The organism is Streptomyces sp. NBC_01176, assembly GCF_045039825.1.
Lineage (GTDB): Bacteria > Actinomycetota > Actinomycetes > Streptomycetales > Streptomycetaceae > Streptomyces.
The window spans coordinates 6,623,644-6,637,925 of sequence record NZ_CP108600.1 but is presented as its reverse complement, the minus strand read 5'-3'; the positions used below and the strand labels follow the sequence as shown (position 1 = coordinate 6,637,925).

14 protein-coding genes and 1 pseudogene are annotated in these 14,282 nt (G+C 66.9%); 11 read left to right on the top strand and 4 right to left on the bottom strand.

All coding sequences use genetic code 11. The annotated features are described in order from the left end of the window. Positions 1-48: 48 nt before the first annotated feature. The 3 genes from OG199_RS28660 to OG199_RS28650 all read left to right on the top strand — a co-directional run bounded on the left by OG199_RS28660 (position 49) and on the right by OG199_RS28650 (position 1,292). Entirely contained in the window at positions 49-393 is a 345-nt protein-coding gene (locus OG199_RS28660) for a hypothetical protein (RefSeq protein WP_266698920.1), read from the top strand. Between the two features lie 14 nt (positions 394-407). Then, positions 408-530, top strand: a complete 123-nt coding sequence (locus tag OG199_RS28655) for a hypothetical protein (RefSeq protein WP_356806850.1) — start codon at positions 408-410, stop codon at positions 528-530. Between the two features lie 150 nt (positions 531-680). Next, positions 681-1,292, top strand: a complete 612-nt coding sequence (locus OG199_RS28650) for a hypothetical protein (RefSeq protein WP_405831901.1) — start codon at positions 681-683, stop codon at positions 1,290-1,292. A 123-nt stretch (positions 1,293-1,415) separates the two neighbouring features. Here the strand turns inward: OG199_RS28650 and OG199_RS28645 are convergent, their stop codons facing one another. Together OG199_RS28645 and OG199_RS28640 are read right to left on the bottom strand one after the other, a co-directional pair. Further along, complete coding sequence (locus OG199_RS28645) at positions 1,416-1,859, bottom strand: hypothetical protein (protein WP_401798979.1); 444 nt, start codon at positions 1,857-1,859, stop codon at positions 1,416-1,418. A 994-nt stretch (positions 1,860-2,853) separates the two neighbouring features. Continuing rightward, entirely contained in the window at positions 2,854-3,207 is a 354-nt protein-coding gene (locus OG199_RS28640) for a hypothetical protein (RefSeq protein ID WP_356806856.1), read from the bottom strand. A 310-nt stretch (positions 3,208-3,517) separates the two neighbouring features. Here OG199_RS28640 and OG199_RS28635 point away from each other — a divergent pair, with 310 nt between their 5' ends. The 7 genes and pseudogenes from OG199_RS28635 to OG199_RS28605 all read left to right on the top strand — a co-directional run. Continuing rightward, positions 3,518-3,727 (top strand): hypothetical protein, encoded by a 210-nt coding sequence (locus OG199_RS28635; RefSeq protein ID WP_405831899.1) that lies wholly within the window; start codon positions 3,518-3,520, stop codon positions 3,725-3,727. A 267-nt stretch (positions 3,728-3,994) separates the two neighbouring features. Beyond that, entirely contained in the window at positions 3,995-4,222 is a 228-nt protein-coding gene (locus OG199_RS28630; RefSeq protein WP_168527920.1) for a ferredoxin, read from the top strand. Next, positions 4,212-5,606, top strand: coding sequence for an NAD(P)/FAD-dependent oxidoreductase (locus OG199_RS28625; protein WP_405831898.1), 1,395 nt, complete (start codon positions 4,212-4,214; stop codon positions 5,604-5,606). Before OG199_RS28630 ends, OG199_RS28625 begins: the two co-directional genes overlap by 11 nt. Before the next feature lie 39 nt (positions 5,607-5,645). Further along, positions 5,646-6,851 (top strand): cytochrome P450, encoded by a 1,206-nt coding sequence (locus OG199_RS28620; protein ID WP_401798985.1) that lies wholly within the window; start codon positions 5,646-5,648, stop codon positions 6,849-6,851. 336 nt (positions 6,852-7,187) lie between these two features. Continuing rightward, entirely contained in the window at positions 7,188-8,177 is a 990-nt protein-coding gene (locus OG199_RS28615) for an alpha/beta fold hydrolase (protein ID WP_405831897.1), read from the top strand. A 354-nt stretch (positions 8,178-8,531) separates the two neighbouring features. Continuing rightward, positions 8,532-9,674 carry a hypothetical protein gene (locus OG199_RS28610; RefSeq protein ID WP_405831895.1) on the top strand — a complete coding sequence of 381 codons (1,143 nt, stop codon included), beginning with the start codon at positions 8,532-8,534 and terminating at the stop codon, positions 9,672-9,674. Positions 9,675-9,765: 91 nt separating this feature from the next. Further along, a pseudogene (locus tag OG199_RS28605) lies at positions 9,766-9,966 on the top strand (NUDIX domain-containing protein); the annotation flags it as partial. Between the two features lie 609 nt (positions 9,967-10,575). Here OG199_RS28605 and OG199_RS28600 read toward each other — a convergent pair. Further along, positions 10,576-10,893 (bottom strand): hypothetical protein, encoded by a 318-nt coding sequence (locus OG199_RS28600; protein WP_405831893.1) that lies wholly within the window; start codon positions 10,891-10,893, stop codon positions 10,576-10,578. A 1,200-nt stretch (positions 10,894-12,093) separates the two neighbouring features. Between OG199_RS28600 and OG199_RS28595 the strand changes: the two genes are divergently transcribed. Next, a complete protein-coding gene (locus OG199_RS28595) occupies positions 12,094-12,459 on the top strand; it encodes a hypothetical protein (protein WP_405831892.1) in 366 nt (121 codons plus the stop codon). Between the two features lie 289 nt (positions 12,460-12,748). Here the strand turns inward: OG199_RS28595 and OG199_RS28590 are convergent, their stop codons facing one another. Beyond that, on the bottom strand, positions 12,749-13,882 hold the full coding sequence (locus OG199_RS28590) for a toll/interleukin-1 receptor domain-containing protein (RefSeq protein ID WP_405831891.1): 1,134 nt from the start codon (positions 13,880-13,882) through the stop codon (positions 12,749-12,751). Between the last annotated feature and the right edge of the window lie 400 nt (positions 13,883-14,282).

The following is a 14,282-nucleotide window of genomic DNA, read 5'->3' as shown; positions in this document are numbered from 1 at the left end:
CCCGGAAGGAACTCGCACCACAAAATCGAACAGGCGTACCATTGCCGCGTGGCTGCGACCTATGACTTCCCGAGTGACCTCCTGGCCGGCCAGGAGGAGTTGCACCAGGTCCGGGCGGAGCTCCTGGCCCTGCTCAAGCGGCTCCCCTGGTCGGTGGAACCCCTGGACGGCTTCAGCGACGACAGGGGCTGGCGCCAGGTGGAGCGCCCCGCGTCCCCCGGCTGGACCGAGGACGAACAGGCCGAGGTGGAGAAGCTCAGGCAGCGTGAGCGCGAGCTCGCCGTGTTCGTGACCTGCCACCGCTTCTGGTCGGAGGTCGCACCCCCGGAGACGGTCGACGCCCGCGCGAGGCTGAAGCACGCCCACGGGGCACCGGCGGCGAACCCGTCGTAGCCACCGTGACCGCCATGGCCGCCGTGACCGCCGTGACCGCCGCAGCCATCGTGACCGTCGTGCGGCGCGGCATGCGTCGTACGGGGTGCCGGCCGCCGCCGTGCCCGCCGCAGCTCTTCCCGTGCGCCGACACGTGACCGCCCGCCCGGGGATGAAGCGACGACCTCCCCAGCCCAGGGCACAGCACAGCCCTCCCCCCGTCGGGTGAAACCCGGCGCCAGGGACAACCTCAACCCTCCCCCTCCCCGTCGTAGAGCAAAACGACACAAATCACCCCAGGGGAGACCATGAGTGACCACCAGCACCCAGGGCAGCAGCAGCCCGGACGGGACGGACCGCCACAGGTACGGGACCACGGCGCGCCCGCGCCGGAGCCGCCCGGGAAGCGCGGCGTCGGCAGAGCCGTGGCGTTCGGCTGTCTCGGCGTCCTCGGCCTCGCCGTCATCGTCGGGATCGCCGGCGCGGCCGGAGGTGGCGGCCCGGACGGGGACGGCGACGGCGACGGGGACAGCGGCGGGAACAGCGGCGCCTCGAACTCCTCCTCCATCCACAGCGAGGTGAAGGACGAGGCGCACAACGACTCACGCGACGGCTCCGGGGCCGGGGACACCGGACCCGGCTCGCAGGCGGCCGATTTCAAGTCCTGTGTGGACAAGAACGGCACCGCCGCCGAGAAGGCCGCCGTCCGGCACATCGTGAAGGTGACCGGGGCCGACAAGCGGCACAACATCCTGGACGCCCCTGGGGTGTTCACCGACTTCGGTGGCGGCGCCACCGGCCCGCACCAGGGCGAGGGCAAGCTCATCGCCGCCGCGTTCAGCTCCTGCTACGAGTCGGACAACGGGCTCGTCACCGTCTACGACAAGGCGGGCGAGATCCTGGCCAACGGCAACTTCTAGCCGCCCCGCACGGACGCGAGTCGGGACCTGCCTGTGGTCATCCTGCCCGCACTGGGCGCGAAGAGCGGCAGGATCCGTAGGACGAGGGTGTGGATGTCGGCCGGCCGTTCGCGGGCCGGTGATTCAATCGCCCGAGTGGCCCCAGAAGTGGATCTCCTGGGGGTTGCCCCCGGCGTCGTGCAGCACCGCGCATCGTCCGATCCATCGAGACCGGGGAAACACGTCGAAGTCCTTGACGTGCGCCCGGGTCAGCATGTCCGTCCCCAGCAACTCGCGCGCTTCCTCGGCCGTCACGGGTTCCACGGTGTTGTAGTCCGGGGTGTCGTCGGGCCCCACGACGCGAAAGATGTCCAGGATCGAGTGCGTGCCCGCCTCCCGCACCAACTCGTCCTCCCACAGCTCCTCCAGGGATCGCGGGCGAGGCTCTCGCTCCTCCTCCGGCCGCCAGTCGCCCCCGTTGACCCAGTAATAGTCCCCCGCCTCGAACACCTCACGCCGCAGCTGCTGCAACGCGGCGTTCAGGTCTTCCTGGTACGGCACGTAGTAGTCCCACCCCGAAGCCCCCACCAGCCCTCCTCCCCTTCCGGATTCCCTTGGAGGGCGGAAGCTAGCACCCGGCGCCGACATTCGGACTCGCGGCTCGGGAAGCTGCGGTCAGCCGCGATCTCCTCGGCGGCGTCAGGGCCACCGGAAGGCGCCACCGGGCGAGTTCGGTCGCCGCCCCGTCCCGGAAGCGCAAATGACGATCGGCCTCAGGGACTCGCTCCCGGTACCGAGCACCCGACGGGTCACCGGTCCGGCGAGCACGCGCGGCGGCGCCGCGGTTCGCCGGCTCTCGGGATCTCGCCGTCCGCAACCGCGGGGCCCCGGGCAGGTCAGGCAATGACCGCATATTCATTGGTCGGTCTCATCCCGCCAAGACCCCCCGATGACTTGCCCTCTCCTGCCATCCTTGCCCCTCCTCCCGATATGGCCCCACCTGCCACGATCACCGTCCTCCCCGTTCCGCCCCGGTCTGCCCGTCGGGCCGGTGGGGCCGGCCGGCCCCGAGGGACCCGACGGGCCGGGCGATCCCGAGGGGCCGCGCAGGGTGCCGTTCCCCTGGAGGTCGATGCGCCGTCCTCGGAGTTCGTCGATCTGCTGCTGGTGGACGACGAGCACAGCCGTCTGCGCGACGACCGCGACGGTCAGCACCGCGCTCAGCACAAGGCGGCGCCGCGGGCCGCGCCACGCCTCGTTTACGCTTCTCACGTTATCCCTCACGCTGTGTGACGACGAAAGTGTAAAGAACGAGGCCTCGGGGAGACCGCGTCGAGTGTCCGGCCCCGGGCGGCCTCGAACGCCCCGAGTCCGCCGGTCACTTGCACAGAGGCACTGGCGGACGGCACCGGCGAGGCCCGGCGGGCACGGGGAACCACATTCACCTGCTCAGGGCGCCACGTCGACGCGCCGGAGCTCAAGGCCGGCCGCCACCTCCGGCCGACAGCTCGCGCCGGTGCGGTTCGTCGGAGGGCTGTCCGCACTGCGATCGAGCCCGTCCCGCCCGAAGGAACGAACAACTTCAAGAGCTCGGCGAAGGCTCGCTCGGCTCCGCCGGGGCGACAGCGTCCTGGCCGTCCTTGCCGTCATGCCCGTCCCGCCCGTCCCGCCCGTCCTGCCCGTCCTGCCCGTCCGTCCCGTCCTTGCCCGGCGGGCCGATGGCGCCGTCCGCACCGGGAGGTCCGGACGGGCCGGAGGGCCCGGGGGGGCCGGGCTCGAGGTGCTCCTGGAGGTCGATGGGCTGTGTCTGCAGACTGTCGAGCTGCATCTGCTGGGCGACGAGTGCAGCCGACTGCGCCACCAGCGCGACCGTCAGCACCGCGCCGAGCACAAAAGGGCGCCGCGGGGTACGCAGCGCTTCGATCACGCTTCTCACATCGTTCCTCACGTTGTGTGACGGCGAAAGTGTAAGGGACGAGGCCGCGGAGGAAGGCGGAGCGCGTCGAGTGTCTACCCCACGGGCGTCCGTTTGGCGCTGGCCGACGGGGTCGCTCCACATCGCTGCCGCACTTTTTCCCGCGGAGGCGTACGACCCACACCGCCGACCCGCACGCGGCACCTCCCCCTACCGTCCCCAGGCTTCCCTCCCGTCCTCCCGCCCGGTCGTTCCGACCTGGTGGTGGCACGCAAGCTCAGGGCTGAAACTCCGTTGCGAATGGGGGTGCGGGTCGGCTTCGATCGCGGTCATGACCGACGGTGCCGCAATCGACGTTGCCGACGACCAGATCCTCGCCAAGCACATCGTCCGCGGACTCATGGTGATCCGAGAGCACCTCGGCTGTTCGGTCCACGAGGCGCTGGACGTCTTTGCCGCCCGGTACGAGGTGCTGCGCGTCGAGCGTCCTGATGACTTCGCTTGCGGGCGTGACGAGTACGGGATCGGTTTCTACTCGTAAGACTGCGTCGGCCACCGACGAGGCGGCGCCGCAGGCCCCTCGATGCGAACCACGGGCACGGTGGCCGCTGACCTCGTGGGCTGGTGCGGCGCCCCGAGGAGCTGCCCTCCCCCTCGCACGAGGCCTGGTCTCCCGGCGCCGCCCTCGCCTTGCGAGACCTGGGCGCAGGACTGAAGCTGAACGTGAGGCATGCCTGCCGATCAAACGGACCGAACGCAGACGGCTGCGGGGCTCGGCCACCGCTGCCCATGCAGGGAGCGGATTCCCATGAGGCTTGTCGTCGATCTCAACCGGTGCCAGGGGTTCGCCCAGTGCGTCTTCCTCGCCCCGGACGTCTTCGCCCTGCACGGCGAAGAGGCGCTGCTGTTCTCCCCTCGCTTCGACGAGGCACAGCGTGACCGGGTGGAGAAGGCCGCTGCCGCCTGCCCGGTCCAGGCCATCCTCGTCGACTACTCCGATGAGCCGACGAAGCGGGTGGAGCCCCATGTCGGCTGACACGGACGTCGAGGTCCTGCGGCGTCAGGGCCGCATCGTCGTCGTCGGTGCCTCGCTGGCCGGTCTGCGCGCGGCGGAGACCTTGCGCGAGAAGGGCTTCACCGGATCACTGACCATGATCGGCGACGAGCCGTACGAGCCCTACGACCGGCCACCGCTGTCCAAGCAGGCGCTGCTCGGACGGGCACGCCCCGAGGACACCGCGCTCCCGCGGCGGCGGGACATCGACGCCGAGTGGCGTCTTGGCGTCGCCGCCGAGAGCCTGGACCGGGACGCCAAGCAAGTACGCCTGGCGAACGGCGACACCGTCCCCTACGACCGCCTGCTGATCACCACCGGGACCAGAGCGCGGCCTTGGATCCACCCGGAAGAGGCCGCCCTGGACGGGGTGTTCGTGCTGCGTACCCGCGACGACTCCGCCCGCCTCTACCGGAAGCTGACCGGGGGCACGCCCCGGGTGTTGGTGATCGGCGCCGGTTTCACGGGCTCCGAGGTCGCCTCCGCCTGCCGTGAGCAGGGCCTCGAGGTCACAGTCGCCGAACGCGGCCCAGCACCGCTGGTGGGTGCGCTCGGCGGGGTGATCGGCGCGGCCGCGGAACGGCTGCAGCGCAAGCACGGGGTCGACCTGCGGTGCGGCGTCAGCGTCACCGCACTCGAGGGCGGCGACGTGGGACGGCTCAGGCGCGCCCATCTGTCCGACGGTTCGGTGATCGACGTGGACGTTGCGGTCGTCTCGCTGGGTGCCCTGCGGAACACGGAATGGCTCACCGGTTCGGGAGTGGCCGCGGGTGCGCGGGGGATCGCGTGCGACGCCGGATGCCGGGTGTTCGACGTCAACGGCATCGTCACCGACGACATCTACGCCGCCGGTGACGTCGCCCGCAGCCCCCACCCGCTGTTCGACTACCAGTTCCTGGCGCTGGAGCACTGGGGCAACGCGGTCGAACAGGCCGAGATCGCCGCCCACAACATGATCTGTGCCGGGCCTGAGCGCCGCCCGCATCTGTGGTTGCCGATGTTCTGGTCCTCCCAGTTCGGCGTCAACATCAAGTCGGTGGGCGTGCCCCCGCTGGGCGACCAGCTGGTCATCGCCCAGGGGGCACTCGCCGAGGAACGGTTCGTCGCGGTGTACGGCTACCGCGGCCGCGTCATCGCCGCAGCGTCCTTCGACGGAGCCAAGTGGCTGGGGTTCTACGAGCAGCAGATCGCGTCCGGCGCGCCCTTCCCGCCGGAGTACCGCTCGGTCGACCGCCGGAGCGAGACGTTGCAGCCGATCGACCCGGCCTTCCCCGACCCCCATCTGCCCACCCATGGGCCCACCGTCACGCTGACGGGCCACTCACCGAACGAGCGGCGTGTCACGTTCGTTCCGTCGCATGCCTGATCACCGGCCCTGCACCGCCCGGAGCCCTTAGGAGTCACCATGACGTCCGGCACCCTCTCCGCGCAGATCACCGACTACGCCAATCGGGCCGACCCCTATCCGCTCTACGCGGAACTGCGCGAGCAACCGGTCAGGCGGGAGGACGACGGCACCTACCTGGTCAGCACCTATTACGAGGTGCGGAGCCTGGCCAACGACCCGCGGCTGAGCAACGACACGAACAACCGTCTACCCGGCTACGCCCGCGTCGGGCAACCGGTGGAGTCCGGCCTGCCGCCCAGCTTCATCTTCACCGACCCGCCCGTGCACGACCGGCTGCGCGGCACCATCAACCGGCCGTTCGGACCGCCGCACAGCCCCAGGTTCCTCGACGGCCTGCGCGAGGAACTGGCCGCGGTCGTCACCGAGTTGCTCGACGCCTTCGAGGGCAAGGACCAGGTCGACATCGTGGAGGACTTCGCCTACCCCCTCCCCGTCACCGCGATCTGCAAGGTCCTCGGCGTGCCGCGCGAGGACGAGCCGCGCTTCCACGTCTGGGCCGATGCCCTGGCGTCGTCACTCGACCCTCGCTCCGACGACGACGGCGGCCCGGAAAAAGCACAGTTGGCACGTCAGGAACTGGGCGCCTACCTGTCCGATCTGATCGAGACCAAACGCCGCCACCCCGGGCCCGGGATGCTCAGCGCGCTCGCTCCCGAGATGACACCGGCGGACCTGGAGGCCACCGCGGTACTGCTCCTGGTCGCCGGCCACGAGACCACCGTCAACGCGATCACCAACACGACGCTCACCCTGCTGCGCCATCCCGACCTCCTCGAACGGTTCCAGAAGGACCCGGACCTGGCCGTCCCGATCATCGAGGAAGTGCTGCGGTACGAGCCTCCGGTCCAGTTCGTCCCGTGGACCACCGCCCTGGCCGACATCGAGGTCGCCGGCACCACGATCCCCAAGGGCTCGCCGGTCTGGCTCATGCTGGCCGCGGCCAACCGCGATCCCCGGCGCTTCGAGGACCCCGACCGGTTCGATCCCGACCGGAAGGACAACGAGCACCTGGGCTTCTACACCGGCATCCACTACTGCTTCGGCGCACCTCTCGCCCGCATAGAACTCCATCTGGCCGTGCCCGAACTCTTCCGCCGGGTCAAGTTCTCCCGGCTGCTCGAGGACCCGCCGCCGTACCGCGCCAACGCGGTGCTGCGCGGCCCGCGCCATCTTCCCGTGGCCATCGAGGGCTTGACGACCTGAGCACCACCGACGCGGGGACGCAGGGACGGCCGGACGGAATGCCAGTGGCGGCATCAGTGCCCTGCACGGCCTCTGACCTTCGCTTCCACGTCCACGTCCACGTCGCCGACCCGACCCTCCCCGAGCGCGGTCGGGGCGAAGGAGCCGGCCTGTGCGGTGTCCCGCATCCGAGCGCCGCGAGGGGTCTTCACCCGGCGGTGGGGCGGCCCGACGACCGCGACGACACTGCGCGGGACGCCTGGTGCCTGGCGCTTGGTGTCTGGTGTCTGGTGTCTGGTGTCTGGTGTCTGGTGTCTGGTGTCTGGTGGGGGATGAAAACTCTGCTCGGAGGTGGCAATGTCGGGCACGATCCAGCACACGTTCGTCACGGCCAACGGCGTCAACCTGCATCTCGCCGAACAGGGCGAGGGCCCGCTGGTCGTACTGCTCCACGGATTCCCGGAGAGCTGGTACTCGTGGCGGCACCAGATCGGCCCGCTGGCCGCGGCGGGGTACCGGGTCGTCGCCCCCGACCAGCGTGGCTACGCCCGCAGTGAGCAGCCTGAAGCCATCGAGGCGTACAGCCTGCTCCATCTCACCGGAGACGTCATCGGGCTGATCGACGCGCTGGGCGAGGAGAGCGCCGTCCTCGTCGGCCACGACTGGGGCGCCCCTGTCGCCTGGGTGACGGCCATGATGCGCCCGGACGTCGTGCGCGCCGTGGCGGGCCTGAGCGTCCCGCCGCTACTGCCGGGAGGGATGGCTCCGCCGTCGATCACCCGGAAGAAGTTCGGCGAAGGCTACTACCAGATCAGCTTCCAGGAACCCGGGCCCGCCGACGCGGCGCTGGCCAGGGATCCCGCGGTCACCTTCCGCCGGATCCTCTCCGGCGCTTCGGGGGACAACCCGGCCAACGATCCGCCCGGCCCGTGGATCGTCCCCGACGGTGGCACGCTGCTGGATGCGATGCCGGAGCCGCAGCAACTGCCGGACTGGCTCACCCAGGCAGACATCGACGTCTTCGCCGGCGACTACGGCCGCCACGGCGACCGGGCCTTCACCGGCGGCCTGAACTGGTACCGGAACATCGAGCGCAACTGGGAGCTGCTCGCGGCCTTCCGCGGCCGCCTGATCGAGGTGCCGGCGCTGTACATCGGCGGAGACCGCGACATGGTCATCGGCCTGCGCGGCCTGGACGCGACGCTGCGTACCGTCGAGCAGGCGGCACCGCGGCTGTGGCGCGGTCTGATCCTGCCCGGCTGCGGCCACTGGACCCAGCAGGAACGCCCCGACGAGGTCAACCGGCAAATCCTGGGCTTCCTGGCGCAGTTGCCCGAACCACGGTGATCGACAGGCCCGGCCCAGGGCGCCTTCACTGTGTGTCCCGGTCACCGGCCCTCGACGAGGCTCTTCTGGCGCAGATCCGTCCGGCGGGTCTCGAATTCGAAGCCGTCTTGTACGCCGACCCTGAGAGCCTGGCCCGCCAGCTGCATCGTTGACGGCCTGATCAACCTCGCCTTCGACGAGCAGGGCCGCCCTATCCGCATCGAGCTCACTTGGCCGTATTTGCTGCTGTGCCTGGGTGAAGAGGAGTTGCGGCTCACTGGGAGAGGCGGGGGAGGCGGCTTTGCTCCCCAGTATCCGGGACATGGACGAGGGATTCGTCTGTGTTCCGGCGGTCCCTGCACTTCAAGGAGAGCCATGCGATACAGCACACTGTCCGGCATCGCGGTCCTGGCCACGATCGTGGTCAACGGCGTGATCGCGGTACCGGCCGTCGCCGGAAACGGAAACGGGATTTCGGTGCCGTGTGGCACCACGGCCCTGATCAACGCGATCGCCACGGCGCCGGCGGGATCCACGCTCGTCCTCGCCCGCCACTGCACCTACCACCTGACCACCGCGTACGCCGGCGACGACGGACTGCCCCCCATCGACAGGCAACTCACCATCGAAGGTCGGGGCTCCACCATCGTCCGTGACGGGCTGACGGCCGGCGCCTTCCGCATCTTCCACGTCACCTCCACCGGTGACCTCCGGCTCGACGACATCACGATCCGCGGCGGCAACGTACCCACGGCCGGGGGAGGCATCCTCGTGGACAGCTCCGGCACGCTGAAGCTCAACAAGGCCACCCTCGACAACAACACCGCCGGCATCGAGGGAGGCGGCGTCGATGTCGAGGCCGGAGCAACGGCGTACATCAGCCGCGGCGAGTTCACCTTCAACAACGCGGGCGGCGGCGATGGCGGAGGCCTGGAGTCGGACGGCACCGTCACCACCGACGGGGTCGTGTTCTCCAACAACTTCGCCAACGCCGGCGGGGCCATCGGCCACGAATCCGGTGACGCCGTCTTCCGCAACACCACTCTGAAGAACAACACCTCAGGCCTTGACGGTGGTGGCATCGACTCCGTTCGCGACACCGTGCAGTTCATCAACAGCAAGATCATCAACAACACCACATCGGGTACGCAGGGCGGCGGGATCTGGAATGCAGGCTCGCTGAAGCTCATCAAGACCGAAGTCGCCGGCAACGTCGTTGGAGGCTCCGGCGGGGAGGGCGGTGGCATTTACGAAGACGCCGGCACCCTGGTGCTGCAGGACAGCCAGGTCGACCGCAACAGCGCGAACGGCGCCGGCAATTCACGGGCCGGCGGCATCTACAACACGGGCGGTACGGTGACGCTCGACCACAGCAAGGTGAACAACAACGCCTCCACCACAGCACCGGGCGGCGTGTGGACCGACACCCAGTTCACCGTGAACCGATCCGAGATCCGGCACAACATCCCCACCAACTGCACCGGCGGCCCCGTCATCGTCACAGGCTGCGTCGGCTGACCCGTCAGGTACCCAACCACGCCCAGCCCACCGTGACGAAGGTGATCGCTGGACCTCACTACCCCCTCCACCCACCGCTTTCCCCAGCTCCCTTCCCGGCGGCGTACTCGTACTCAACGAGACCCCCGAGGCCGGCGTCGCCCGCGAGGTCCTGGAGGAGACCGGCATTCACGTCGAGGTGGACCAGCTCACCGGGGTCTACAAGAACACGACCAGAGGCGTCGTTGCCTTGACCTTCCGGTGCAAGCCCTCCGGGGGCGTCGAGCGCATGTCCAGTGAATCGACCGCGGTCGGGCCGGGCTGATCCATCAGCACCTCGTCAACGGCCGCGACCACCAGATCGCCGACTACGTGGACGGTCAGATCAAGAAGGTGAAACGGCCCCCGCACGGACCCCCTGGCACGTGAGTGCACGGCGGCGCGAAAAGTCGCCGAGAAAGATCAAGGCCCAGGTCTCCGGCTTCGCACCGGTTGACCTGGGCCTCAGTCGTGTCCTGAGACTGGTGGGCGCGGACGGTTTCGAACCGCCGACATCCGCCTTGTAAGTTCGGTCTAACTGGACCCTGGCCGGGCCTAGCTGCGCAGAGAGATGCCGTCTACAGCCGCTCGATGCCGCTGCTGTCCGTGGTCGTTGATGTCAGCGTTGGATGTCACCGGAACAACTGCGGCACGGGGCAGATCTCCAAGGTGTCGCCCGGCCGATCCGCCCAGTTCCACCAGACGTGCCGGCTGGCACACCCCCACAGCGATCGGCAGGTCCGCCGACCGTCATCCTGTCGCTTGCAGAGCACGAGGCCGCCGGACTTCATCGGCTGGCTGCACTCGGGACAGGCCGGGGTGTCACTGGTCACGCATCGCACACTAACCCGAGCCACCCACTCAAGGGCCATCACAAACGAGATCACCCAAGCGCTGTCCCCGCCTCGTGTAGCCGAACTCTCACCTGGCGGTTGCGTCCAACGTGGTCGAGCACCTCACCGCGGATGCGTGCCCCCAGAACGGGCAATCCCGTCCCTTCGGGCATGGCAATAATCTCCGCCAGCCCCATGGCTCCTGGAAGCCCGTCGATCCGGATGAACACGCCGAAGGGCTGGCGCCCAATCACCTCTCCTGCGACGGAGGCCCCAACGGGAAGTGCTGCAATCGTCGCCGCCCAGACTTCATCCGGTGACAGCCCCGGCACGTCGGGGCGACGCGCTGGCCACGTGTACTCCTCCATGGACTGATCATGGCCTGTTGAGAAGCTCGCGACTACTGCGTTGTAAGGGCGGACGTGGTCGTCGGCATGTCCGCCCAGGTCACTACGGCTGTAGCAGCAGCCCGGATAATCGGTGCTTCTCGACTGCTACGAGCCGTCGTTGACCGTGGCTGACCGCACGATGTGGCACGCCTGTGGCACGAGGACCGCTTCGTCCCGAAGCAACTCGGGGTGCCCGATGTCCTAGGGCTGCTGCGCCTGTCACCTGCGCTGATGGTCTGGCGTCCGCAGTTGTTCGCGGCTGTGCGTCGCGGTTGTCACGCAGTTAGACACTCGGTGCCCACCAGCCGTCCAACCTCATTGTGTGATGTAGAGGGCATCAACTGCCCCTGTTAGGTAGAGTTTTGTCGACCTTTCACGGACGCTCAGGGGGACTCCATGGTCGAGATCGTTGTCGCATTAATCGGTGGGCTGGCCCTCATCGGCGGTGCGGTGGTCACCGCTCGATGGACACGCTCCCGCCCGACGGACAACCGAGCGACGGCCCCCTTGCCTCCCGGTAGCAACACGCGGCCAGAGGGAGGGACTACCAACACCCCCCGTCCCCCTCAGCCGAGCGGTGGCGCCGCTGACGCGCCGGGGTCTCCTGGTGGCGCACGTTCTGGCGGCGTTACCGTCAACGGCCAATTCATTGAAACGAACAATGGAACCGTGTCGCAGAACAATTACCGCAACGGCGAGAAGTGAGATTCCTCTCTGGCGGCAGTACAGGTTGGCTTGGAATCGTCCACTACGTACTCGGCGCCATACTCGCCTTCTTCTTGATACTGGTGGGCATTGACTTAGTCAATGACTACTTCCCTTACGCGCTACCCAGCCTGGAATTACTCATTGAGCGAGTGGCGCAGCTATCCACCGACGATCATGTCGGATCTTTCGTGCGAGATCGTCTTCTCGTATTCGCCCTAATCGGGGTCGCCTTCGTTCTGTGGGTCACACACAAATGGCCCACCTTGGTGAAGACGATCGGTCAAGCTCTTAATCCGTTTGCCCGGATCGGCGTGGCCACCGTCTCTGCGGTCGCCGCTGTCTTGATTGCCCTCATTCTGGCTGGTCCGCTTGGACAGTCCAAAAGTGATGGTGAGTGCACTTCATCCTTCCACCTGAGCTTGGGCCATGAGCCCACGCTGGCGAGTAACACAGAGTGCGACGGAGGGGACCATGGCCGAGACGGCGATTGATCAGTACATTCATCACAACAACGGCAACGTGTTTCAGACGCTCATCAAAAATGAAGCGATCGATGACGAAACGAAGCGGAACGTTAGGAAGTTAGCGGTCTCATCGCCGCAGATGCTGGCCAAAGTCGATGAGATGCTCAAGGAATCAGGCGACGTTAAAGCGGCTGCGGCATTGATTCGGGATGCGGGAGGAATTCTATCCAGCGAGGCTAATGCGTCGCGCCCATTCACTGACGAGGGTGACGACCCCATGTTCTCGGGGAAAGGTGAACGGGAATTGCGTAAGGCAGTGGCTAGCCCCTTCCTGCTGCTGATTGTGATTGTCGCCCTTATTCTCCTTCTGTAATTGGGCGCTCGGAAGCCTCAATCAGCATTTTCTGGTGAGACCAACCCTGCCTTAACCCACCACTCACCCCGCTCCCATCCCCCGCCGTCTATCCACACGCCGTGGAGTGGGCGTGGTTCGTGGCGTCCAGGTGGGATCGTTCAGCCAGCCTGCCCAATTCCACCAGACATGCCGTCGGAAAAATTTCCCCATAGCCGACAGGTACGCCGGCCGTCGTCATCGCGCGCGGAAAGCTCAAGGTCGCAGGGCTCCATAGGTTGGCTGCAATCGGGGATCTTGTGCCAATCGGCTAGGGCTGGTCACCTCCCAGATCTGTTTCGTCAATCATGCGATTCCACTCGTCGAGTACCGTCTGACTATCGATGACTTTTTGCACCGCCGCTTGGATTGTCCTGAACTGCGGCCTCAGTCGACTACTGCTCCGGGCGGCCCCGCCGATGTTGTCGGAGAATTCTTGAAGCTGGGCGGTAGTCTCTTTGGTGACAGTGGCCAGTTGAACGATTTCCTTGAAGAAATCACGAGCGACCTGCCGGTCTTCTGGCGTTAGGTCACTTTCCCCCACATGTCGAATGAATCCAATAATGCCGGGGTCGATTGAGGACAATGTGGACCAATATTCGGATCCCAGGGCATCGACGTTCTCTACGGGCTCAGAAAGTCGCACAGATAGCTGCTCTGCTACGCGCATCCGTCCAGCAAATCCGCCTCCTCGGGCATCCGAGTTATTCATCTCCTCTGTTGCCCAAGAAGACTCCGCGCCGATCTCTGCAATTACTAGCCCGAATTTTTCGACGATTTGCAACCAGGTAGGTAGGGCAGCCTCGGCCTGTGCCATCACCTCGATGAATCCAGGAGGCTCCTCGGTTGCTTCATCCTGCTGCGTCACCTCTACAGGCCTGGCTGGAGGTGCCGTTTCCAGCACGTCGGCGATCTTCAGCGCCAATTTATGGACTGCTTGACGGTATACAGGTGAGTCTTCGTCTTCGAGGCGCAAATCCCGCCAGTCCACCCATTGCCTTCTTGAGATTAGCTCGACAATTTCATCGGTGGGTTCGCCGTCAACCCCTTGAGTTAGCTGAGGGACATTTACGTAGTGAATTGGAAGTAGAAGTTCGTCCAGTCCGAGGCTCGCCGCGTGTCCGGCGAATTTGATTACCTCACGCCTGCACTCCTGACTTTTCAAGAATTTTGGTGTGACGACTGGAATCAGAAACGTCGTTCCAGTGAGCGCCGAGTCGAGTCGCGCCCTCCATGCGTCGCCCCACTCGATAGATCTTTTGTCGAGGAAAATTTCGAGTGGCTCACCAGTGATCATCTCGAATGCGCTCGCGATACGCTCAGACAGACGCACGATCCGTCCACCATCTAGGTGATCATCGCGATGCGTATAGCTCCAGAACCCGGCGGGCTGTTCGGCGGTCATGGTTTGGGAGGGTAGCCAATCGAGAAGCTACGTACCCCAGATTTCCGAGACTGAGGTCGGCGGAGCGGCTTTGGGCTGGAGCTGCTTTGGGGCGAGTGATCATGGCCCCGTAAGCTCATCGCGAGTCGGGCAGTCTGTGGACCTGCCCGTTAAAGCACGACGTTGGGGCCATGATCTTCGAGGCTCGCCCCAAAGTGGCTGCCTAAAGCCGTGGAGCCGACCGCCCCAGCCATAGAGGGTGTCTCCCAGTTCATGCCCGCAGCTCGCTAGCGCGCCGCCGGGCGCGGCCAGCCGGGGCGCAGACAGGAGGCAGGCCGCGCCGCAAAGGCGGCGCGCGCCCGCGCAGCGCGCGGGCCTTGATGAAGTAGGGAAAGTCTTACTGCGCTCTGATCGGCACCCC